This is a genomic window from Lentzea waywayandensis (assembly GCF_900115955.1).
GTDB lineage: Bacteria > Actinomycetota > Actinomycetes > Mycobacteriales > Pseudonocardiaceae > Lentzea > Lentzea waywayandensis.
In genome coordinates, this window is the sequence record NZ_FOYL01000001.1 from 145070 (window position 1) to 166483 (window position 21414).

The following is a 21414-nucleotide window of genomic DNA, read 5'->3' on the forward strand; positions in this document are numbered from 1 at the left end:
GCCCATCCGGTCGGGTGGCCCGCATCCTGTCCCGCTCACACGCACGAGGAGATCTCGCATGTCCAGCAACTCCACCGACCCCGGCAGGCTCTCCGCCTCTCTGCCGGCCCAGAACAAGATCTACGACACCGCCGCGGGCGCGCTGTGGCACCTCGCGGTGTACGGACCGGTGCACGAGGGCCGGGAGTTCACCAACATGGCGGGCGCCGCGCTGCTCGACAGCATCGGTACCGAGTTCGGTCTCGGTGCCGGGCACAGCGTGCTGGAGCTCTGTTCCGGCACCGGTGAGGTGTGCCGCTACCTGGCCGGCCGCTTCGACTGCCAGATCACCGGAATCGAGCTGAACCCGTCCCAGCTGGACCATGCCAGGCTCAAGCACCGGCAGCTGCCGACCAGTGTGCAGAAGCGGGTCCGCTACCTGCGCGGTGACGTCAACACGTGGATGCCCGACCGGGCCTACGACCTCGTCGTCGCCGTCGACTCGCTGGCGTTGATGAACGACCCGGGCGACGCGCTCGCGGTCGCGCACGCGGCGCTGCGTCCCGGTGGCCACCTGGTCTTCGCCGACATCCTCACCGGTCGTGAGCTGAGCGACCGGGTGCGCGGCACGGCCTGGGAGTACGACGGCATCCGCCCGTTGCCGCAGCCCTCCGACACCACGGAGTTGCTGAGCCACCTGGGTTTCGTCGACATCGAGCACACCGACATCTCGGCGGCGGCCGTCGACTGCTTCCGGATCATCTCCGGCGCGCTCACGGTGCGGCAGCGCGCGATCCAGGACGTCTGCACGGCCGAGGAGTACCAGCACTGGTGCGAGTCGACGGAGTTCTACCTCGACAGCTTCGTCCGCCGGGAACTGTCCTACGGGCGGTTCACGGCTCGTCGCCCGGCGCAGGACGACTCGTGATCGCGTTCCTGCGCCGCGAACCCGTTCTGCTGCAGGCCGCGTTCCTGGCACTCGTCAACCTCGTGGTCGCGTTCGGGCTCGTCGAGCTCACCGCCGAACAGACCGGCGCGCTGGTCGGGGTCCTCGCCGCACTGCTCGGGCTGTGGGCGCGGCGGCTGGTCACACCGGTCTCGAAACTCGAGGAGGAGCCGTGAGCACACGGGTGCTGCCACCGTTGCCGTCCGGGCTGGTCGACTTCGAGAGCCGCGGTTTCCGCACCGCGAACGCGGCGGCGAGAGCGTTGCTGGAACGCCGCGCCGGCGCGTTCCTCACCGGCTACAACACCCTGCGGCGGCACGGCGTCGACGAGCTCCCGTTCCACCTCGACCCGCTGCCGCTCGACGACCAGGGGTTCGCCTACGAGGGCGCCGCGTTCGCCGCCACCTCACACGACCTGTTGCTGGGCCGCAGGAGGAACTCGACCCTGGACGACCTGTTCGCCCTGGCCGGCGACCGCTATCCGCACCTGATGCACGTCGGCGCCGGCTGGGTCGGTCTGGTCGCTCCGCCGTCGGCGGTGCTCCGCCGCGCGAAGCTCGATCCGTTGCTGCGCTGGCTCACCCTGGACGGCGCGGGCTTCTCCAGGGCCTTCCTGCGGGGCAGGAGGTGGAACGACCGGTTCCGCCGCGCGGCCTGGTCCTCCGCACCCTCGCACACCGTGATGCACCAGGGGGTCGGCCGGGCCATGTGGTTCATGGAATGCGCCGACCCCGCGGCGATCCGAAGGCGGATCGCGACGTTCCCGCCAGAGGCGCACGCCGAGCTCTGGTCGGGTGTCGGGCTGGCCGTCTGCTACGCGGGCGGCGCCGACCACGCCGCGCTGGACGACCTCACGTCGCTGATCGGGCCGAACCGGGTGGCCCTCGCCCAGGGAGCGGCCTTCGCGGCGGGGGCCAGGGGCGCCGCGGGGCACGTGCCCGAGCACACCGCCACCGGGGTGCGCGAGCTGGCCGGGGTGCCGGTCGACGAGGCCGTCGAGTGGACGGTGGCCGCGGCGCACGTGGTGTCCGCGGGCGAGCTCGACATCGCGGCGTACCGCCACTGGCAGCACCTCATCCGCGAACGAGCGGCCCGGCACGTCTGACCAACTCACCTCGGAGACAACGCCATGACTTCACCAACTGTCCCCAAATCACGAGCCGCCGGTCTGCTGCCGGCGGTGGTCGCGGCCGTGCTGATCGTCGCCACCGGTCTCGCCACGGCCCGGCCGGGGCTCTCGGACACCGAGGCGGCGAGCCTCGCCTCCCGGTACGGGTTCACCGTCAAGGCCCTGAACCAGGCCCCGCCGGGGGCGCGCGGCCTGCGCGAGGTCGGCCCGGACGTCGAGCACATCCGATCGTGGATCTCCGCCGTCGGCGCCGCGGTCGCGGTGACGGACCACGACGGAAACGGCCGGTCCGACGACGTCTGCCTGGTCGACCCGCGCGACGACTCGGTGCGGCTCTTCCCCGCGCCGGGCACCGGTGCGCGGTTCGCACCGCGGGTCCTCGTCCCCGAACGCGACTACGACGCCACGATGGCGCCCATGGGCTGTGTGCCGGTCGACCTGGACGTGGACGGGGACACCGACTACGTCGTCCACTACTGGGGCCGCTCCCCCGTGCAGTTCCTCAACACCGGCAACGGCTTCCGCGTCGTGGAGCTGGTCGAACCCCGGCAGGTCTGGAACTCCACGACGCTCAACGTCGGCGACGTCGACGGTGACGGGAACCTGGACCTGCTGGTCGCGAACTACTTCCCGGACAACGCCAAGGTGCTCGACCCGAAGGCGGGCCCGGACAAGCGCATGCAGATGCAGGACAGCATGGCGCGTGCGCTCAACGGCGGCACGAACCGGCTGCTGCTGTCCCGGCCGCGGGGGGCGGACCAGGCGCCCGAGTGGACGGACGCGAGTGCGGCCCTGCCGCCGGAGGCCGCACAGGCGTGGACGCTGGCGATCGGCCTGCAGGACCTCACCGGCGACCACCTGCCGGAGATCTACCAGGCCGAGGACTTCGGCCCCGACCACCTGATGGTCAACCTGTCGACGCCGGGGAACGTGCGACTACGCACGGTGAAGGGCACGCGCGACCTCACCTCTCCCAAGTCGACGGTTCTCGGCCACGACTCGTTCAAGGGCATGGGCGTCACCTTCACCTATCCGGACGGCGCCGAGATGCCGACGATGGTGGTCAGCAACATCACCGCGGAATGGGGTCTGCAGGAGAGCAACTTCGCGTTCACGCCCACCGGCCCCGGGACGGACCTGCTTTCCGGTGACGTTCCGTTCATCGACCGCAGCGAAGAGCTCGGACTCGCCCGCAGCGGCTGGGGATGGGACATCAAAGCCGCCGACTTCGACGGCGACGGAACCGACGAGATCATGCAGGCGACCGGGTTCCTGAAAGGGGAAAAATGGCATTGGGCATTGCTGCAGGAATTGGCTCTCGGAAATGACCAGCTGCTCCAGTACCCGGCCGCGTGGCCACGCTTCGGACCCGAATCGAATCTCTCCGGGGATGACCACAACCCTTTTTGGGCCCGAACGGCGTCCGGGCGCTACGCCGACATGGCGAAACATCTTCATCTTGACGAGTCCGGCAACTCCCGCGGGATAGCGATCGGCGACGTGAACGCGGACGGCAGGCCGGACGCCCTAGTCGCCAATCAGTGGCAGGACTCCCGGCTGCTGCTCAACACGTCCACCTCAGAACCCCGCCAGACCGTGTTGAGCCTGCGCCGGCCCGGCGCGGGGACTTCGACCACCGCGGCGATTGGCGCGCAGGTCGTCGCACAGGCCGACAACCGGCCGACACAACGCGCTCAGCTTTATCCCGCGAATGGGCACACAGGTGTCTCGTCCACCGAGCTCTTCTTTGCAACGGGCGCGAACGAACACGCCGAATACACGATCCACTGGCGGACTCCGGCAGGGCCGCGAACCGGGCGGATCGTGCTCCCTCCCGGCAGTCATTCCGTATTGCTCGGTGACGACGGAAAGATCACCGCAGTGTAGTCAATTCAAGTGGCAACACCCAAAGGGTCCAACGAAACTGCCCAGTGCGTCACTCCGACGGCGCATCTGGGCTTTTTCGTTGCTACGTTGTGTCAGGTCGATCATTCCACAATCGCCCGAAAAGACCAGGCGGCCGGTGCACGACATATCATTCCAGGTGAGGGCGAACCACGATCGCGCAATTGATCAAGCATGAAGCCGTACCGACCGAACGGGCGAGCAGACCTTACTTCTCGATCACCACAATCCCGACAAATAGCAAGATCGCGACTACCCTCCGCGCGGTCACAGACGGTTAGCTCAGGTTGACAAAAAAAGAAGAGGGCCAACCGTCCTCCGGTATCTGTTCCGTCCCGTTCACATAGCCGAGACTCTCGCTCCGCTGCCGGTGCTCCTGACCCAGCAGCCCCAACGCGCAGGACAGGTACCGCACATTCGCCGCGGGTGGGGCCACCCGCGTCGGGGGTTTAGTTCGGGGCTCTGACCAAGGGGTAGGAGACTCACCTTGAAAGGCCATTCATCAATCCAATGGCGAACAGAGGCAAACTGCCTCAAGTGCGACAAGATCGGGCTGTGCTCCACCGTCGGCCGATGTCTGGCCGAGAGCACCGGAGCCGCCAGGATAACGTCGGTCGCCAAAGCGGTCGACTACATGATCGAGCACCTGCCGGAACCAATTCAGCTCAGCGACGTGGCACGTGCGGGCACATTGAGCCCATTTCACTTCCACCGGGTCTTCCGAGATGTCACCACCACGACGCCGGCCCGGTTCCTGACCTCACTCCGAATGGCCGAGGCTCGGCGCCTGCTGCTGGTCACGCAGAAGACCGTGACCGACGTGTGCACCTCGATCGGCTATTCCAGCCTCGGGACCTTCATCAGCCAGTTCGGCAAGCTGACCGGGTTGTCGCCACGCCGGTTCCGGTGTGTGATCGAGCAGATCGGGCACATTCCCGTCGAGGAGCTCGTCGAGGCAGGCCCGGAGCTGGCGGCGGCCTCCGGGCCGATCGGCGCCGTGACCGGCCTGCACGGTGAGCCCTGCAACGCGTTGCTCGGACTCTTCCGGCTGAACCGGCCGCAGGAGCTGCCGACGTTGTTCCACGCCATCGCGACGAACCGGCTGGTCGCCCTTCCCCCGGTCGCGGACGGTGACTACGAGCCGATCGCCGTCGCGGTCGGCCCGGACGCGACCGTGCGCGACGTGCTGGCCACCCCCATCGGCGCGCTCGGCCGGATCGGGTTCGGCTACTCACCCGTGACCGTCACCGGCGGCCGGTGCCGGCACCCGTTCCAGGTCGCGTTGCGCAGGCAACGCCGCTTCGACCCGCCCGTCGAGGTCACCCGGCCGCTGCTGTCTCTCGCGCGCCGGCGCGTTCTGCGCATCTCCCACTCCACCCCGGCCATCGGGTGACCTGACCCCGGTGCCGGACCCGCAAGCCAAAAGCGGGGTGAGCGGCCGAAACCGCTCACCCCGCTTCGCCGTGCTGGGTCAGGAGTGCATCCAGCCGGTGCGGGTGCAGAACTGCACACCCGGCTCGTCCGCGATGTTGTCCTGGTTGGTGTCGACCTCGGCCTCGTGCGTCGAGTAGATGTCGAGGGAGTTGACGTCGATCTTGCCGTCGCCGTCCCAGTCGACCAGCTTGCCCTTGAACGTGCCCGTGATGTAGGCGTTGGCCAGCGGGCCGGTCGGGGTGTCGAGCGTGCCCAGGATGCTGTTGCCCGGGAACAGGATCTCCTCGAGCGAGCTGCCGCGCATCGTCTCGAAGTTGATGTAGCCCCACGTCTGGACCGCACCGCGGACGTAGCGGATCGCGGGCTTGCCCTTGATCTCCATCAGCGGGTCGGTGGTCCACTCGCCGGAACGCTTGGCGGAGACCATCTCGTTGCGGTGGCCGAGCGAGTCGTTGTCCGCCTGGCCGGACATGAAGATCGGCCGCAGGCCACGCGACTCGAAGAAGAAGCTGCCCCGGCCCGCGCTGGCGTGGTTGGTCACGCCGCGGAACAGGAAGTTCTCCACGTGCGGCGTGCCGTCGTCGTGCAGGCCCGCCAGGTTCTTGCTGATCACCAGCTGCTGGTCACGCGTCGCGGAGTTCGGGCAGGCGTGCGCCTGGCCGTAGCTGCGCGCGAGGCCCTGGGGCGCCAGGGAGATCTTGCCCCAGTGCCGGCCGGTGTCGTCGAGCCGCACGTAGACGTCGACGTCGATGTTGAGCAGGATCGTCTCGTCGAACGTGCGGTCCGGGTCCTGCTTCCACGAACGGCTGTCGAACGCGGGCAGGCCCGTGGTGAGCTCCGACGCGAACAGGCGAGCCCACTCGCCGACGTCGGCGTCGTCGTCGTTGACGAAGCCCTGCAGCGCCTTGAGCGCCCTGGGGCCGCCAATCTTCTCCAGCGCCCACAGCGCGTTCCAGCGGACCTCGCGCACGCTGTCGGTCTTCACCGCTTCGGTGAGCAGGTCGACGGCGCCCGGCAGCCCGCGATCCACGTACTGGAACAGCGACTGCTCCCGGATCATCGGGTCCCGGTGGTTCAGCGCCTCCTGCGCGACCTGGTCGTCCGTGCGGACGTCGAGCCGGATCGCGGTCCGCTTGAGGAACTCCCCGAAATCACTGTTGAGACGTGCGGGGTCACCCTGGAGGTAGTGATCCCAGACAGGAGCCTGTGCTTCTACACCGCTTACCTGTCCCAGATCGACAGACTCAAGTGCCATGCCGGTCATCCTTTCCGAACCGATCAGCAACATTGGCTCTAACCGTGGACGCAAGTAAGCCCTGACCAGCTAGAAGAGCGCACTGGCCAGCTACTTGACGATCCATTTCCGCTTCGGATAACCACGTTGAGGACATTAATCCCGGGTGAGCGGATGAATTCCGGGCTGCTCTTCAACGCTGTCTCCACTAAAGCCGGGTTCACGGCCGCAGTCAACGCGGTACGCCAATCGAGCAATCGAGCGTAAAAACACCGAAGAATTCCTATGAGAGCTCTCTCGCGCCGTCCGGTCGCCGTCGGGTGACACCTGCTCCGTCCAGCAGTTCGAGCAGCGGCACGGCGGTGCGGCGGGTCGTGTTCCAGGCCTGGCGCGCCTGACTGACGGTGAAGGGTTCTCCCAGCCCTCGCACCACCTCGGCAGCCAGCCGATCCGCGCCCGGCAGCACCACCACGCCGGGCGCGAGCAGGAGCAGCCGGCCCGCTCGGACCGCGCTGGCCAGTTCCGCCGCCCGCAGGCCCGCCTGCGCGAGGTCGTGCGCTTCGGGAGCGCGGAAGGGGTTCCGCCGCAACGACTCCGCGATCGCCGCGACTCCCTTCTCGACCGCGTCCGGCAGCGCGGCACGTCCCACCACCACACCGTCCTCAACGGACAGACCGGCGGCGCGCACGAGCTCGCGGGTGACCTCAGCCGACGGCACCGAGAACCGATCGGCGAGCACCGGCAACGGCATCCCCCGCACCAGCGGCCGTTCCGCGCACCAGCCGGCCACCTCGCCCGGTGCCCGGCCGACGAGCGACTCCCACGTGGCAGGGTCCACGTGCCAGCCTCCGGCGACCGGCCGTCCGGTGGCGGGCAGACCGGCGGAGCGGAAGTCACCGTCGCGCAGGAACCGCCTGCGGCGCAGCAGATCCACCGCCAGCCCGGGCAGGTCGACCCGTGTCTCGCCGCGGCCGGCCACGTCCGCACGCGGGAGCGCTGCCGCCACACCGGCCGCACGCGGGAGCGCTGCCGCCACACCGTCCGCAGGCGGGAGCGCTGCCGCCACACCGTCCGCACGCGGGAGCGCTGCCGCCACACCGTCCGCACGCGGGAGCGCTGCCGCCACACCGTCCGCACGCGGGAGCGCTGCCGCCACACCGTCCGCGAGCCCGGCCAGGGCCACCAGTTCCGCGCCCCTGCGCGCCCCCGCACCCCGCCGCGTCAGCTCCGCGGGCCACACGTCGGCGACTACCGCCCCCACCGGCGGACCGGCACCTCCCGGATCGCGGAGCAACAGCCGGTCACCGGGCCGCACCGGCACTTCACACGCGGTCCGGAGCCTCGCCGCTCCTGGTCCCAGCGCGCGCACCCGCACGGACACGGCCGCGGTGCCGAAGTGCAGCATCAGCTCCTGAGCGCGCGGCGGACCGCCACGCCACAGGACGTCGAACTCGTCCACCGGACGCCATGCTTGCGGCGGCGCGAGCAGCGCGTCGCCACGGCGCACGTCCACACGGCCGCCCGCCAGGTTCACCGCCACCCTGCGCACCGGGCGCGCGACGACCACCGGTCGCTCGCACACCTGCAGGCCTCGCACGCGGAGCAGCAGGCCCGTGCGCGCACATCGGAGCCGGTCACCGAGGCGCACCGAACCACCCGCCAGGGTGGCGGTGACGACGGTGCCCGCACCGGTCACCGTGAACGAGCGGTCCACCCAGAGCCGCACGTCCGCGCTGTCGTCCGCCGCCCCGTCCTGGCCCGCCACCAACGCGTCCAGGCCCGCACGCAACTCCGGCAGGCCCGCGCCGGTCAACGCGCTCACCGCGAACACGGGGATGCCGGACAGGGAGGTGCCCGCGAGCGCGCGGCGGGCCTCGGCGGCGGCCGGGCGCGGGTCCGCGCGATCGGACTTGGTGATCACCAGCACGCCGCGGCCGGTGCCCAGCGCGTCGAGCGCCGCGAGGTGCTCGGCCGACTGAGCGGACCAGCCCTCGTCCGCGGCCACGGCGAACAGCACCGCCGGCGCGGGCGCGGCTCCCGCCAGCATCGTGGCCACCAGCCTGCGGTGCCCGGGAACGTCCACGAAGGACACTTCCGCGCCGCCGGGCAGCCGCGTCCACACGAAGCCGAGACCGACGCTCATGCCGCGGGCCCGCTCCTGCGCCCAGCGGTCCGGTTCCCTCTCCGTCAAAGCCCTGACCAGCGCGGACTTGCCGTGGTCGACGTGCCCGGCGGTCACGATCACCGGCACGGCGGGTCGCCTGCCGCGAGAACCGCGCGAGCCAGCGCGTCGTCGTCGGCCGGATCGACGGTGCGCAGGTCGAGCAGGCAGCGTCCGCCCTCGACCCGTCCTACGACCCGCTCGGCGCGCAGCGCCGCGGCGAACCGTTCCGGCAGAGCGACGGCGAAACTGGGCAACCGCACTCCCGGCGCCGCGCCACCGCCCACCACCGAGGTGGTCGCGACCACCTCGGCACCGTCCACGGCCGAAGCGAGCGCATGAGCTCTGCGCTGCATCGAGGCGGCATCCGCCGACAGCATCACCGCGACCGGGGACTCCGGCCCGCGCAGCGTCGCCTCCAGCGCGGCCAGCACCAGCTTCCCCGCCCGCAGCGCCCGCGCCGCCGGATGCCTGCGCAACGAGGTCACGATGTCCCGGTCGCCCAGCAGCAGCCCGCCCTGAGGTCCACCCAGCAGCTTGTCCGCGCTCGCGGTCACCAGCGCCGCCCCGCAACGCAGTGCCGTCGTCGCGTCCGGCTCGTCGGGCAGCCGTGGATCGGGCGCGAGCAGCCCTGAGCCGATGTCCACGACCACGGGGACCCCGCAGCCGGCCAGTTCCGCCACGCTCGCGGCCGACGTGAAGCCTTCGACGCGGAAGTTCGACGGATGCACCTTCAGCACGAACCCGGTGTCCGGTCCGATCGCGGCGGCGTAGTCGCGCGCGGTCGTCCGGTTGGTGGTGCCGACCTCGCGCAGCCGCGCTCCCCCGGCGGTCAGCAGTTCGGGGATGCGGAACCCGTCGCCGATCTCGACCAGCTCACCCCTGCTGATCACGATCTCGCGTCCCGGTGCCAGTGCCAAGGCGCACAACAACAATGCGGCGGCGTTGTTGTTCACGACGTGTGCCGCCCCGGCGTCCGGCACGGCGTCGCACAGGGCCACGAGGGCTCCCCGGCCACGTGGGGCACGGTGTCCTGTGACGAGGTCGAACTCGACGTCCGTCCACCCGGCGGCGGCCGCGAGCGCCGCACGGGCGGCGGCGGACAGCGGCGCGCGTCCGAGGTTGGTGTGGATCAACACTCCCGTGGCGTTCAGCACCGGGCGCGCGGCGAGTCCGGCGAGCGAGGCCATCGCCGCCTGGGACACCTCGGCGGAACTCAGCCGGCCTCCACGGGCCTCCTCCTGTGCCGCGTGGATCGCCGACTTGACCGCCGCACGGCCGTGCACCGCCACGGCCTCGCGCAACGGCGAGGAGGCGAGCAGCGCACCCGTGCTCGGGATGGTCCGCCGCGCCATGCAGCCTCCACCGTCGTCTGTGGCGGAGGCGGACGGGAATCGAACCCGCCGGCGGCAGGTCCTGCCGCCCGTCGGTGTTGAAGACCGAGCCGGCCACCAGACCGGATACGCCTCCCTGCGCGTTCCAGGATCGGCAAGCCAGCGGAACATCGACTTCTCCTGGCTTGCCAAGGTCGGGTCATGACCACTCCCAGACTGACCGAGACCGCCGCCGGCGGCGGTTGTGCGTGCAAGATCCCTCCCGGCGAGCTGGAAGACCTCCTCGCCAAGGCCGTCCCCGCGTTCCCCGGTCTGCTGGTGGGCACCGGGGACGACGCGGCGGCGATCCGGATCGACGGCGAGCGCGCCGTTCTGTCCACTGTGGACTTCTTCCCGCCCGTCGTCGACGACGCCCGCGACTGGGGCCGCATCGCCGCCGCCAACGCCCTGTCGGACGTCTACGCCATGGGCGGTGAGCCGGTGCTCGCGGTGAACCTACTGTGCTGGCCGCGCGCGAAGCTGCCGATGGAGCTCGCCGCCGAGGTCCTGGGCGGCGGGGCGGAGATCGCGGCGCAGGCGCGGTGCCCGGTCGCGGGAGGCCACAGCATCGACGACGCCGAACCCAAGTACGGCATGGCCGTCACGGGCATCGCCCACCCGGATCGCCTGCTGCTCAACAGTTCCGGCGTGCCGGGCACGCCGCTGTCGCTGACCAAGCCGCTGGGGATCGGCGTCCTCAACACCCGGCACAAGGCGACAGGCGAGGTGTTCGCCAACGCCGTGGCCGCGATGGTGACCTTGAACGCCATCGCGTCACGGGCCGCGGTGGCCGCCGGCATCCGCTGCGGCACTGACGTCACCGGCTTCGGCCTGCTCGGCCACACCCTCGAACTGGCCAGGGCCAGCGGCCTGACCGCGGTGATCGACAGCACCGCGGTGCCGCTGCTCGACGGTGCGGCCGAGGCGGTGCGCGACGGCTTCGTCAGCGGTGGCACCCGGCGCAACCTGGAGTGGGTTCGCCCGCACACCGACCTCGGCGGCGTGGACGAGGCCACCGCGGTGCTGCTCGCCGACGCACAGACGTCCGGGGGCCTGCTGCTGGCCGGCGAGATCCCCGGAGCACCGGTCGTCGGCGAACTGGTCCCCCGCCGCGAGCACCTCGTCGTGGTGCGCTGATCTGTCCGTTTCGCCCGTTCCTCCAATCGTGTGACCCCATTTGACAAATGGAATTGTCAATTGAACGATGGGTCCATGGGCGGTGGCATCAACTACCTCGGCGAGCCGGACGCGGTGGCGGTCGTACTGGCCCCACTGCGCAGGAAACTGCTGGCCAGGTTGCGTGAGCCGGCGTCGGCGACCCAGCTCGCGGCGGCGCTCGGCCTGCCGCGGCAGAAGGTGAACTACCACCTGCGGGCACTGGAGACCGCGGGCCTGGTCGAGCTGGTCGAGGAGCGCCAGCGCCGCGGGTGCGTGGAGCGCATCATGCGGGCCAGGCCGGGCGCGATCGTCGTGGATCCGACGGTGGTGAGCCACGACGAGGACTCCCCGGAGCAGCTCAGCCTGATCCAGGACCAGTACGCGGCCGAGCACCTCATCGACGTCGCCGCCGCGACCGTCCGCGACCTCGCGCGGATGCAGGTCAAGGCGGACGAGACGGGCAAGCGCCTGCTCACCTTCACCGCCGAGACCGACGTGCGGTTCGCGAGTCCCGCGGACGTGCACAGCTTCACCGACGAGCTGACCGAGGCGCTGCGCGAGATCGCGGCCCGGTACGACACGCGGGACGGCCGCCCCTACCGGGTCGTGGTCGGCGGTCACCCGACCCCCAAGCCGATTGACAAGTCGAACGAACAGGGAGAGAACCGATGAGTGACGTCCAGGCCACCGACACCCCGCGGCTGGAGATCCGGGTTGCGACCACGGTCGACGCCGCCTGGCGGGCACTGCGGGACAAGGACGTGATCAGGCAGTGGCACGCGTGGCAGTCCGGTGAGCTCGAGGCCGAGCTCGACTCGATCTACTTCACCGACGTCGTCGAGGACGCCGAGAACCACACGCTCGTCCCCAACGGGGGCGACCGGTTCGAGATCCGCGAGGACGGCGACGGCGTGCGCATCACGCTGGTCCGCGCCCCGCTGAGCGGCGACGCCGAGTGGGACGCGTACTACGACGACGTCACCGAGGGCTGGACCTCGTTCCTGCACCAGCTGCGGTTCGCCCTGGAGCGCAAGCCGGGCGAGCAGCGGCGCACGCTGTTCCTCGGCAACCGCCACACGTACTCCGGCACCGTCATCGAGCGCCTCGAACTGGACTCCGCGGGTGAGCCGGGCAGCCGCTACACCGCCACCCTCGCCGGCGAGGCGGTCGAGGGCGAGGTGTGGTTCCGCTCGGAGCACCAGCTCGGCGTCACGGTCGACTCCTGGGGCGAGGGCCTGCTGATCATCGCGGGCACCGGCCCCTCCTCGACCGACCCTGCCGGGACGTCGATGGCACTGCTGAGCACCTACGGCCTGGCCGACGACGTGTACTCCCTGCTCGACAAGCGGTGGTCCCAGTGGTGGGCCGAGAACACGGGCAAGTGAGCGAGGAGGGTTCTCATGGCTGACAAGCGCAACCGGGCCGGCACGATCGTGGGCCTCGACCTGACCGTCACCGACGCGCCCGGCGTCCGGGACTTCTACGCCGACGTCGTCGGCTGGAAGCCTGAGCCGCTGAGCATGGGCACGCACGACGACTACATGATGCTGGCGCCGGACGGCACTCCTGTCGCGGGCGTCTGCCGCAAGGCGGGCGGCAACGCCGACCTGCCTCCACAGTGGATCACCTACGTCGCGGTCGACGACCTGTCCGCCAGTCTGGAGAAGGTGACCGCGCGGGGCGGTGAGGTCGTGCGCGCACCGGGCGGCGTGGGGCCGGGTGCCTTCGCGCTGATCAAGGATCCGGCCGGGGCGACGCTCGCGCTCATGCAGAACCCCTACCCAGACGGGGATGACGGCCAGTAGGGCTCGGCGGGTGGTGGCGGACACCGTCACCACCCGCCCCGTTCGGCGAGCTCGCGCACCAGCGCCGCGCTGAGCGAGTCGTCGGCGTCGAGGTTGGCGGCGATCACCTCGCACAGCATCTCGTCGGTGCCGCCGCCGATCCGGGTGAGCCGCACGTCGCGGTACATCCGCGCCAGCGGGAAGTCCTCCGTGTACCCGCGGCCGCCGAACGCCTGCATGGCCGCGTCGACAGCGTCGGCGCAGTCCCTGGCGGCGACCAGTTTCGCGGCCGCCACAGCGGAATGCGACACCTCGTTCCCGTGCACCGGCGTCATCGCGGTGTCGAGCAGCGCGGCGACCGCCGACACGCGAGCCCAGTGCCAGGCCATGCGGTGCCGCAGGGCCTGGTGGTCGAACAGACGTGCCGAGAAGGCGGTGCGGTCACGCATGTGCGCCAGGGCCAGCGTCATGGCCGCCCGTGCGGTGGCGACCAGGCCGGCCGCGGCCGCCAGCCGTTCGAAGTCGAGCACGCGCAACAGCTGCACCAGCCCGGCACGGGGGTTGCCGAGCACGGCGGTGCCGGACACGGTCACGTCGAGGTCGAGCACGGCGGTGTCCGCGGACCGGACCCCCAGCGTCGGCACGAACCGGGTGGGCGTCACACCGGCGAGCGGCACCACGAACAGTCCGAACGACCGCGCGCCGTCCGTTCTGGCCAGCACCAGCACGTGCGTCGCCCGGCCGGCGTTGGTGATGAGGCACTTGGTGCCGTTCAACCGCCACCGATCGCCCTCGCGCCGGGCGGACGTCGTCACCGCGGGCACGTCGGACCCGGCACCGGGCTCCGTGACCGCCGCACACCCGATGACCGACCCGTCGAGCGCGCCTTCGATGATCTCCGCCTGCCCACCGGCGCGGTGCAGGGCGTGCAGGAAGACCTCGCTGTGCAACGACACCGCGAGCGCGGCGCCTCCGTTGTGCGCGGCCAGTTCCTCCACCAGCACGCGCGCCAGAGGTAGCCCTGCCACGGGACCGAGCGCCCACCGTTCACGGAAGGCACCGGCCGCCGCGAGGCTGCGGAACAGCTCACGCGGCAGGTGCCCGTCCTCCTCCCAGGACGGCATGCAGGGCACGAACCCGACGATCGCCCGGCGGACCCGCGCGCGGTAGTCGTCCACGTTCATCCCGCCTCCCGCAACACTTCCAGGTCGGCGCACACCTCGGCCGCGATGCCGGCCACGTCCCGCAGCGCGGTGCGCACGACGTGCCAGCGGCCAGGTACCGCCATCGACAGCAGGTGCCCGCGCACCGCGCTCTGGTAGGTGACGAACGCCGCTTCGGGGGTGGAGGTCTCCGCGTTCTGCGGCCCCAGCTCGCCGGGGTTCACGTCGGCCATCCGGCGCGCGGCCGCGGTCGCCACCGGGGTGTCGAGCAGGAACACGCGGTCCGGCCGCCGCACCGGCGCGAACAGCGGCAGGATCTGCTCCGGCCGGTCGAAGTCCCCGCCGGCCCGCACACCACCCGCGGCGATGCGGGCGACGAACTTGTGGAACCAGCCGTCCGCGACGACGACGTGTCCCCGTTCCAGCGCGGGGGTGATCACACACCGGTCGACGAGCGCGTAGTAGCTCGCCCTGATCAGCACCCAGTGCGGGTCGCCGAGCCGGAAGTACGGACCGCGCAACGACATCTGCTGCAACGCGCGCAGCCCGTGCAGGTACTCGGCGACGAACGGGTCGTCCGGTTCGGCGGCGTTGTGCCTGACGAGCCGGACCGTGTGCCCCCTTTGGCCAAGCCGGGCGGCCACGGCCACGGCGGTGCTGGACTTCCCGGCACCGTCGATTCCCTCCAGCGCGACGAACACCCGCTCACCCACCGCCGCGCCGGTGCGGCTGGGCCCCACCGGACGTGAGGAGGTCGCGGGCCTCCTCGATCGGGAAGTCGGCGTCGAGGTACGCGCCGAGCCGGATCCAGTCGTGCCCGATCCGCAGCGTGGCCTCCCAGGCGGCGGCCGAGTCGAACGAGGCCGGGAACACCTCGGCCCGGACGAGATCGCGCACCCCGCCGACGAGCTTGTCCAGACGCTCCGCCCACAACGTCCAGTCGTCCCCCGCGAGCGCGCGTTCGACCGCCGCGGCCTGCGCGGCCAGCTCCACCGGCACCGCGGTCAGCGCGCTCAGCCAGCCGACGATCGCCGCGTCGGGCGGCAGCGGACTCATCCCACACGCACTCAGCAACGCCCGGCAGGCGTGGTGCAGCAACCGCAGCCCGCTCGTCCGCGCCACCTCCCGCTGCCCGCCGTCGAGCGCCCCGGACAGGTCCTCCCGCGCGTTCTCGATCATGATGTTGGACCACACCTGCGCCATCCCCGCCGCCGCGAACCGCCTGGCAGGCAACGGAACCAGCGAGACGTGCCCGTCAGCGGCACCCCCGGCGAGGCCCAGCACCGGCATCCGGGTGGACGGCGGCGGCGTGACCGGCTCGGCAGGCGCCCACGGCTGCGCCGAGGCGATCGGTCCGCCGTCCCGCCAGTGCAGCTCGACCAGCCCGATCCGGTGGAACTCGGCCAGCGCGCTCGCGGCCGCCCCGGGATCGTCCGCCCTCCTGATCACCTCGGCGACCGGCCGTCCCGGTGCGATCGAACGCCAGGCCCGCCCGGCAGGCGCGGCCAGCACGAAGACGTCGGCGCGGCCTCGCACCACGTGCAGCCGGTCGCCGATCGGCCAGGTGGTGACCCCTGCTCGCAGGCCGAGCAGCACCTGGTCCGCATCGGCTGGGCAGCCGTGGACCCCGAAGTCCGCGACCAGTTCGGCGTGCGCCGCGATCGCCGGTTCGATCCCGCCGACGGAGTCGTGTCCTTTTCGCAGCACGGCGAGGCGGTCCCGCAACCGCGCCGCCTCCCCGTCACCCCCGGCGGCCAGCCGGTCGAACTGCCGGTCGAGCCACTTGGGCTCCAGATAGGTCTCCCCGCGGGCGGCCACCCACGACTTCGCCGCGTTCCGCGCCGCGATTCCGGCCCACGCCACGGCCTCGTGTTCCTCCCCCAGCACGTGCGACGCGACCGCGTGCCGCATGGCCTGCCTGCTGTGGTGCGCGTACCAGTCCGCGACGACCTCGGGCAGCGACAGGGGCCACTCCCGCGCCCGCCGCACGACGTCCTCTCCACGCAGCACCACGGCACCGCGTAGCCGCTGGCACCGGTCGAGCAACGCCGCGGGCAGCGCGCCGATCCCGGCGGCCACGTGCGCGCACGCCTCGTCGGCCTGCGCGCGGACCTGGCGCAACGAGCGGGTGCGCACCTCGACGCGGCGGCCTCGCACGAACACGATCGTGGGCATCGTCGGGTGGTCGTGGTCGTCGTCGGCCAGCAGCAGGAAGTCGATGTCGGAGGCGGAGTTGCCGAACCCCTCGGCGATCGAGCCCTCCAGCACCGCTCCGCACCCCGGTGGCGCGTCCACCAGGTCCAGCGTCTCGTCGAGCAACGAGGTCAGCTCCGCGCGGCCGATGATCACGCTTCCTCCGGCCCTGCCAGCACCCGGATGGTCCCGGTCGCGCCGTCGACGTCGAGGTGCATGCCGTCGCGCACGCGGGTCGTCAGGCCGGGCACCTGCACCACGGTGGGCACGCCCAGCTCACGGGCGACGATGGCGACGTGGGTCAGCGGGCTGCCGCGTTCGACGAGCAGGCCCGACGCGGACGGCAGCCACGCCACCCAGCCGGGATCGGTGCGGTAGGTGACGAGGATGTCGCCCTGAGCCTCGGACGGCAGGTCGACCACCCGCGCGCGGCCCCGCACCCGGCCGGGTGCCGCGGGCACGCCGGTGAGCTCCGCCCCTGCCGCCGCCGCGGTACCGCCCGGAACGGCGCGCGCCCACGCCACCCGGTTCGCCTTGGTGCCGAGCGCGCCGCGGGTGGTGAAGCGGGACGGCGCGGTCAGCAGGCGGTCCGACTCGGCGATCGCCTTGCGCGAGCGGACCAGTGCCCGCAGGTCGACGTCCACAGTGGACGCGTCGAAGCAGCCGCCGATCTCCTCCAGGTAGAGCCAGAAGACGTCCTCAGGTGAGTCGAGCAGGCCCAGCGAGGCGAACCGGCGGCCGATCGCGCGCACCATCACCTTCGCCGTCCCGAACGCGCGGGTGCGGCAGAAACGGATGCGTTCGCGCAGTTCCAACGCCCTGCGCACCTTGCCGCGGACCCGTTCGTACACCTGGCGTCTCGCGGGAGACAAGGACCCGAGTACGCCGTCGGCGTCGGCCCGTCCCGACATGCTCTCCACCGACGCGACGGCAGCGCGCAGCATCGGGAAGAACGTCGACGGGTCGTCACGCAGGCTCGGCGCCTCGAGTTTCAGCTCGTCCAGGCTGCGGTCGCCGTAGCGCGTCACGTAGTCGTCCACTTCGGACACGAACGCGGCGTGCCCGCCGTCCAGCAACGCCGCTCTGGCCTGCTGGGGCTCGGACTCGGTGATGATGCGGCGCAGTTCGTCGTCGGCCCGCACCACATTCGCGAGCTCGGCGATGCGGTGGGCGGGCCCGGCCGACTCGACCGAGTTCGCCGGCCCGGCCACGGCCCACGTGAACCAGAGCGGTGCGTCGGGCAGCCACCGCCGGTTGAGCATCTGCAACGTCCCGAAGGACAGCCCGATGACGGCGTCGAGCACCGCGACCCTGCCCCAGCGCGCGACCAGGGTGCGTTCGAGCGCCTGGTAGCGGCGGTAGACCTGGTCTGCGGTCAGCGCGTCGTAGTCCGTGGCACCGAACTCCTCGTAGGTGCGGTAGAAGTCCGCGATGAACCGCTCGCCGGTGCGTTCGATCAGGGCGAACCGGCTCGCGAACCGCAGGCGTGACCGCGCGGTCACGCGGATCTCCTCCGCCCGCGAGCTGAACGTGAACGGGTGCAGCCCGTCGGCCAGCTCGGGATCGAGCGACTCCTCCACCCCGAGGGTGAGCTCGAGGCTGCGGCGGCCCAGCCGGTACAGCGGCGCGAGGCGCACCAGCCGGTACCAGTTCAGCAGGTTGTAGTAGACGCGCCCGTGGAAGTAGCCCAGCAGCGCGGGCAGCCACTCCTGCGCCTGGCTCAGCTGCGCGTCGGGCACCTTCAGCTCGCGGCAGTACTCCTCGTAGACGCGTTGGTACACCCGGCGCGCGAAGCTGTACGTGAGCGGCGAGGTCATGCCGCGAAAGCTCTCGATGATGTTGGAGTTGTCCCAGACGTGCAGCTCGCCGGGCTCGTCGAGGCCGGCGGTGATCGGCCGGCTCTGCAACACCCACAGCGTGCCGTCCGCCATCGCCCACTCCACGTCCTGCGGGGCGCCGCGGACCTTCTCGATCCGCCCGGCCAGCTCACCGAGCGCGCGCAGCTCGGCGTCGGTCACCGCGAGCTCTTCCCTCACCGCGGCAGGGGTCTCGGTCACCCGGCACCCACCAGAGGCGTCCGGGTCGTACCGCTCCCGCTTCTCCCCCACCGTGACCTGAAGGACGCGGCCGGACGCGTCGAGCACGACGGTGTCGGCGTCCACCGCGCCGCCGACCAGCCCTTCCCCGAGCCCGAACACCGCGCTGACCACACGTTCGGTCCGCTCGCCCGACATCGGGTTCGCGGTGAACAGCACGCCGCTCTTCTCCGCCGCCACCAGCCGCTGGACGATCACCGCCATCCCGGCGCCGGCCGGCGGCAGGCCGTGCGCGAGCCGGTACGCGAGCGCGCGTGCCGAGTACGCACCCGCCCAGCAGCGCCGCACGTGGTCGGCGATCGCGTCGATCCCCTCGACGTTCAGGAACGTGTCGAACTGACCGGCGAAGGAGAACCGCGGGCCGTCCTCGTCCAGTCCGGACGACCGCACCGCGACCGGGCCCTTCCCGACGTCGTGCACGGCGGCCGTGATCTCGGCCAGCACCTCGGGTGCCAGCGGCGTCTCCAGGATCGCGCTCGCCACGGCCTCGGCGGCGGCTTCCGCGCGGTCCGCGGTGAGGTCGCGCAGTTCGGCGTCGATCCGTTCGGTCAGACCGGTCGCGGTCAGGTGTGCGCGCAGGACGTCCGCACCGATCACGCGCCACGGTGGCACCTCGAACCCGGCGTCGGCCAGTTCGCGCAGACCCCGTGCCTTGGCACCGGCCACGTCGGTTTCCCTTGTCACGACAGTCATCCCCACACTCCCCACGCCGCGCACAAGATCAGGACCGTCACGTCGACGGCGAGCACGAAGGTCAGCCCGGACCACCAGGCCGGCCCACGGCGATCCGCCCTCCACCACGAGCGCGTCGCGACCGCACAGGCCACGGCGATCAGCGCCACGACCACCGGAACCGCCCACGGCACCGCGCCGACCGCCGAGATCACTGCCGCCGCCACGACCGCGACCGCCGAAAGCCCTGCCGCGGCGACGAGCCGCGCGCCCAGGCCGAGGCCGAACGGCCGGTAGTCCGGCTCATCGAGTTTCCGGGTGAACTTCCAGTACTCGTAAGCACTCCAGAGCACCACCGCCGCCCCCACCGCCACAGTCGGGGGTGCCCCTGCCGTCACGCCGCCGTATCCCAGCACCAGGAGCGGTGCCACCTCGTAGGCGACGAAGAGCATCACCGGATGTGTGATGCCGTGACGGGGCAGGAGCGGAGCGATGAGGGCGGCGGCGCATGCCCCGCCCGCGAGGGCGAGGGCGAGGAGGTCGTGGAGGTTGAACAGCACCACGGCACCGGCCACGGCGACCATGCCGGTCCGCAGTCCCGCCGGGGTGCCGTCGGTGCCGTCGTCCAGGTCGTCGACCAGGCGCAGGAAGAGGAACAGCAGCACGAACGTCAGCCCGCCGAGCACCAGCGGAACCACGCCGAGCCGGGCTCCCGAGCACAGCGCGACCACCGAGGCGTAGGTCAGCAGCGCGGCGAGCCCGTGCGTCCGCGGCGGGAACCGGAGGCGCACGTACCGGGTCGCAGCGATCACCGCGTTCTCCCGGCGAGCCGGAGCACCTCGCCGATACCGGATTCCGGGCGGCCGAGATAGCCCACCCGCACGCAGTGGTCCAGCAACGTGCGCAGGTACTCCACCCCGGTCGCCGTCGGCCGCCACGGCGCCAGCCGCGCCGCGTTCGTGTCGTCGAACCTCGCGCGCCGGCGGAAGAAGCTCTCGTACATCGCGATGATCCGCCGGTAGTACACGCGTTCGTCCGGCGGGAGCGCGCCCGCGTCGAACGACGACGGCGACACGTAGTGCGGCACCTGGAACATCGGGTACTCCGCCAGCGCGTTGCTCACGTCGAGCAACGTGTGCGGGGACGCGCCGACGGCGTGGAACGTGCGCCCCTCCGCCTCGGGGAAGCGGTTCACCACCTGGCAGATCAACGCCGCAACGTAGTCCACCGGCACGAGGTCGAGCAGCGCGTCGTAGAAGCCGGGCACCGACCGGACCCGCCCCTGCGTGAAGAGCTTGAGGACCACGTACATGTTCTTGAAGTCCCGGATCTCGCCGGACGTCTGCGTGCCGACGATCATGCTCGGCCGCACGACCGCGGCGGGCAGCCCGTTCGCGGCGGCCGCCCTCACCTCCTGCTCGGCGAGGAACTTGCTGCGCTCGTACCCGGTGCCGAACCGTTGCCCCACATCGAGTTCGTCTTCGAGGACCCGGCCGGTGCGCTCCCCGCAGACGTACGCCGTGCTCACGTGCACGAGGGGCACCGAACGCTCCGCGGCGAGCCGGACGACGTTGCGCGTGCCGTCCACGTTGAGAGACTCGTAGGTCTCCCAACGCCGGCCGAAGTCGGTGGTGGCGGCGGCGTGCACGACGCGGTCGAGACCGCCGGCGAGGTCCTCGTAGCGTTCGGTGGTCAGGCCGAGCATCGGCTTGGTCACGTCACCGGCCACACAGGACACGAGTCCCGGCCCGGACCGTCCGATCGGGACCGTGCGCACGACTCGCCCGTCGTTGCGCACGATCTCCGACCGCGTGTGCACCAGCGCGAGGACCGTGTGCCCCTCGTTCGCCAGCCTCACCGCGACCTCGGCACCGACCAACCCGGCCGCACCGGTCACGAGGACGCGCAACCCGCTCACGCCGCCGTCCCCGTGACGCGTTCGGTGACCAGGTCGACGAGCTCTCGCACCGTGGACACGTTGAGCGCCTCGTCGACGTCGACGGCGGCGAGCTCGAACCGTTCCTCGATGACGATCGCCAGTTCGAGCAGCCGCAACGAGTCGAACCCGAGATCCGTGGCGATTCGCGCCTCGTCGGACAGCTCCTCCGCGTCCCCGTACGACATGTGCCGCAGGATTCCGTGCACGGCCTCGCGCACTGCCTCGTTGTTCATCGGTGCCTCCGGGCG

General features: G+C 71.4%; 19 protein-coding genes and 1 tRNA gene. 9 read left to right on the top strand and 11 right to left on the bottom strand.

Going from position 1 to position 21414, the window contains the following annotated elements:
- The first annotated feature begins 58 nt into the window (after positions 1 to 58).
- The 5 genes from BM417_RS00705 to BM417_RS00725 all read left to right on the top strand — a co-directional run bounded on the left by BM417_RS00705 (position 59) and on the right by BM417_RS00725 (position 5352).
- Positions 59 to 907, top strand: a complete 849-nt coding sequence (locus tag BM417_RS00705; RefSeq protein WP_177320214.1) for a class I SAM-dependent methyltransferase — start codon at positions 59 to 61, stop codon at positions 905 to 907.
- Positions 904 to 1101 carry a hypothetical protein gene (locus BM417_RS00710; protein ID WP_218164281.1) on the top strand — a complete coding sequence of 66 codons (198 nt, stop codon included), beginning with the start codon at positions 904 to 906 and terminating at the stop codon, positions 1099 to 1101. The genes BM417_RS00705 and BM417_RS00710 overlap by 4 nt, the downstream gene beginning before the upstream one ends.
- Positions 1098 to 2030 (top strand): DUF1702 family protein, encoded by a 933-nt coding sequence (locus BM417_RS00715; protein ID WP_177320215.1) that lies wholly within the window; start codon positions 1098 to 1100, stop codon positions 2028 to 2030. The genes BM417_RS00710 and BM417_RS00715 overlap by 4 nt, the downstream gene beginning before the upstream one ends.
- A gap of 24 nt (positions 2031 to 2054) precedes the next feature.
- Complete coding sequence (locus BM417_RS00720; protein ID WP_093587777.1) at positions 2055 to 3941, top strand: FG-GAP repeat domain-containing protein; 1887 nt, start codon at positions 2055 to 2057, stop codon at positions 3939 to 3941.
- 652 nt (positions 3942 to 4593) lie between these two features.
- Positions 4594 to 5352: a helix-turn-helix transcriptional regulator gene (locus BM417_RS00725; RefSeq protein WP_218164282.1), complete on the top strand. Its 759-nt coding sequence runs from the start codon at positions 4594 to 4596 to the stop codon at positions 5350 to 5352.
- A 78-nt stretch (positions 5353 to 5430) separates the two neighbouring features.
- On the opposite strand, the gene BM417_RS00730 is transcribed toward BM417_RS00725, so the two are convergent.
- The 4 genes from BM417_RS00730 to BM417_RS00745 form a co-directional block, all read right to left on the bottom strand.
- Positions 5431 to 6648: a HEAT repeat domain-containing protein gene (locus BM417_RS00730; RefSeq protein ID WP_093588507.1), complete on the bottom strand. Its 1218-nt coding sequence runs from the start codon at positions 6646 to 6648 to the stop codon at positions 5431 to 5433.
- 262 nt (positions 6649 to 6910) lie between these two features.
- A complete protein-coding gene (locus BM417_RS00735) occupies positions 6911 to 8878 on the bottom strand; it encodes a selenocysteine-specific translation elongation factor (RefSeq protein WP_093587779.1) in 1968 nt (655 codons plus the stop codon).
- The gene (gene selA / locus BM417_RS00740; protein ID WP_093587780.1) at positions 8869 to 10143 is read right to left on the bottom strand and encodes an L-seryl-tRNA(Sec) selenium transferase; all 1275 of its coding nucleotides are present in this window, start codon (positions 10141 to 10143) and stop codon (positions 8869 to 8871) included. Before selA ends, BM417_RS00735 begins: the two co-directional genes overlap by 10 nt.
- A gap of 20 nt (positions 10144 to 10163) precedes the next feature.
- Positions 10164 to 10258, bottom strand: a tRNA-Sec gene (locus tag BM417_RS00745).
- 65 nt (positions 10259 to 10323) lie between these two features.
- Between BM417_RS00745 and selD the strand changes: the two genes are divergently transcribed.
- The 4 genes from selD to BM417_RS00765 all read left to right on the top strand — a co-directional run bounded on the left by selD (position 10324) and on the right by BM417_RS00765 (position 13124).
- Complete coding sequence (gene selD, locus BM417_RS00750) at positions 10324 to 11298, top strand: selenide, water dikinase SelD (protein ID WP_093587781.1); 975 nt, start codon at positions 10324 to 10326, stop codon at positions 11296 to 11298.
- A gap of 75 nt (positions 11299 to 11373) precedes the next feature.
- Positions 11374 to 11991: a winged helix-turn-helix domain-containing protein gene (locus tag BM417_RS00755; RefSeq protein ID WP_093587782.1), complete on the top strand. Its 618-nt coding sequence runs from the start codon at positions 11374 to 11376 to the stop codon at positions 11989 to 11991.
- Positions 11988 to 12704, top strand: coding sequence for an SRPBCC family protein (locus tag BM417_RS00760; RefSeq protein ID WP_093587783.1), 717 nt, complete (start codon positions 11988 to 11990; stop codon positions 12702 to 12704). The genes BM417_RS00755 and BM417_RS00760 overlap by 4 nt, the downstream gene beginning before the upstream one ends.
- Positions 12705 to 12719: 15 nt before the next feature.
- Entirely contained in the window at positions 12720 to 13124 is a 405-nt protein-coding gene (locus tag BM417_RS00765) for a VOC family protein (protein WP_093587784.1), read from the top strand.
- 26 nt (positions 13125 to 13150) lie between these two features.
- On the opposite strand, the gene BM417_RS00770 is transcribed toward BM417_RS00765, so the two are convergent.
- From BM417_RS00770 to BM417_RS00800, 7 genes are read right to left on the bottom strand one after another with little or no spacing between them, the layout of a single operon-like run.
- Positions 13151 to 14287 carry an acyl-CoA dehydrogenase family protein gene (locus tag BM417_RS00770; protein ID WP_093587785.1) on the bottom strand — a complete coding sequence of 379 codons (1137 nt, stop codon included), beginning with the start codon at positions 14285 to 14287 and terminating at the stop codon, positions 13151 to 13153.
- Positions 14284 to 15006 (bottom strand): dTMP kinase, encoded by a 723-nt coding sequence (locus BM417_RS00775; RefSeq protein WP_093587786.1) that lies wholly within the window; start codon positions 15004 to 15006, stop codon positions 14284 to 14286. Before BM417_RS00775 ends, BM417_RS00770 begins: the two co-directional genes overlap by 4 nt.
- A complete protein-coding gene (locus BM417_RS00780) occupies positions 14972 to 16615 on the bottom strand; it encodes a hypothetical protein (RefSeq protein WP_093587787.1) in 1644 nt (547 codons plus the stop codon). The genes BM417_RS00775 and BM417_RS00780 overlap by 35 nt, the downstream gene beginning before the upstream one ends.
- Positions 16612 to 19248 (bottom strand): phosphoenolpyruvate synthase, encoded by a 2637-nt coding sequence (locus tag BM417_RS00785; protein WP_093587788.1) that lies wholly within the window; start codon positions 19246 to 19248, stop codon positions 16612 to 16614. Before BM417_RS00785 ends, BM417_RS00780 begins: the two co-directional genes overlap by 4 nt.
- Positions 19245 to 20039: a hypothetical protein gene (locus BM417_RS00790; RefSeq protein WP_093587789.1), complete on the bottom strand. Its 795-nt coding sequence runs from the start codon at positions 20037 to 20039 to the stop codon at positions 19245 to 19247. The genes BM417_RS00785 and BM417_RS00790 overlap by 4 nt, the downstream gene beginning before the upstream one ends.
- Positions 20036 to 21145 (bottom strand): SDR family oxidoreductase, encoded by a 1110-nt coding sequence (locus tag BM417_RS00795; RefSeq protein WP_093587790.1) that lies wholly within the window; start codon positions 21143 to 21145, stop codon positions 20036 to 20038. The genes BM417_RS00790 and BM417_RS00795 overlap by 4 nt, the downstream gene beginning before the upstream one ends.
- Positions 21142 to 21399, bottom strand: a complete 258-nt coding sequence (locus BM417_RS00800) for an acyl carrier protein (protein WP_143138450.1) — start codon at positions 21397 to 21399, stop codon at positions 21142 to 21144. Before BM417_RS00800 ends, BM417_RS00795 begins: the two co-directional genes overlap by 4 nt.
- Positions 21400 to 21414 lie beyond the last annotated feature (15 nt).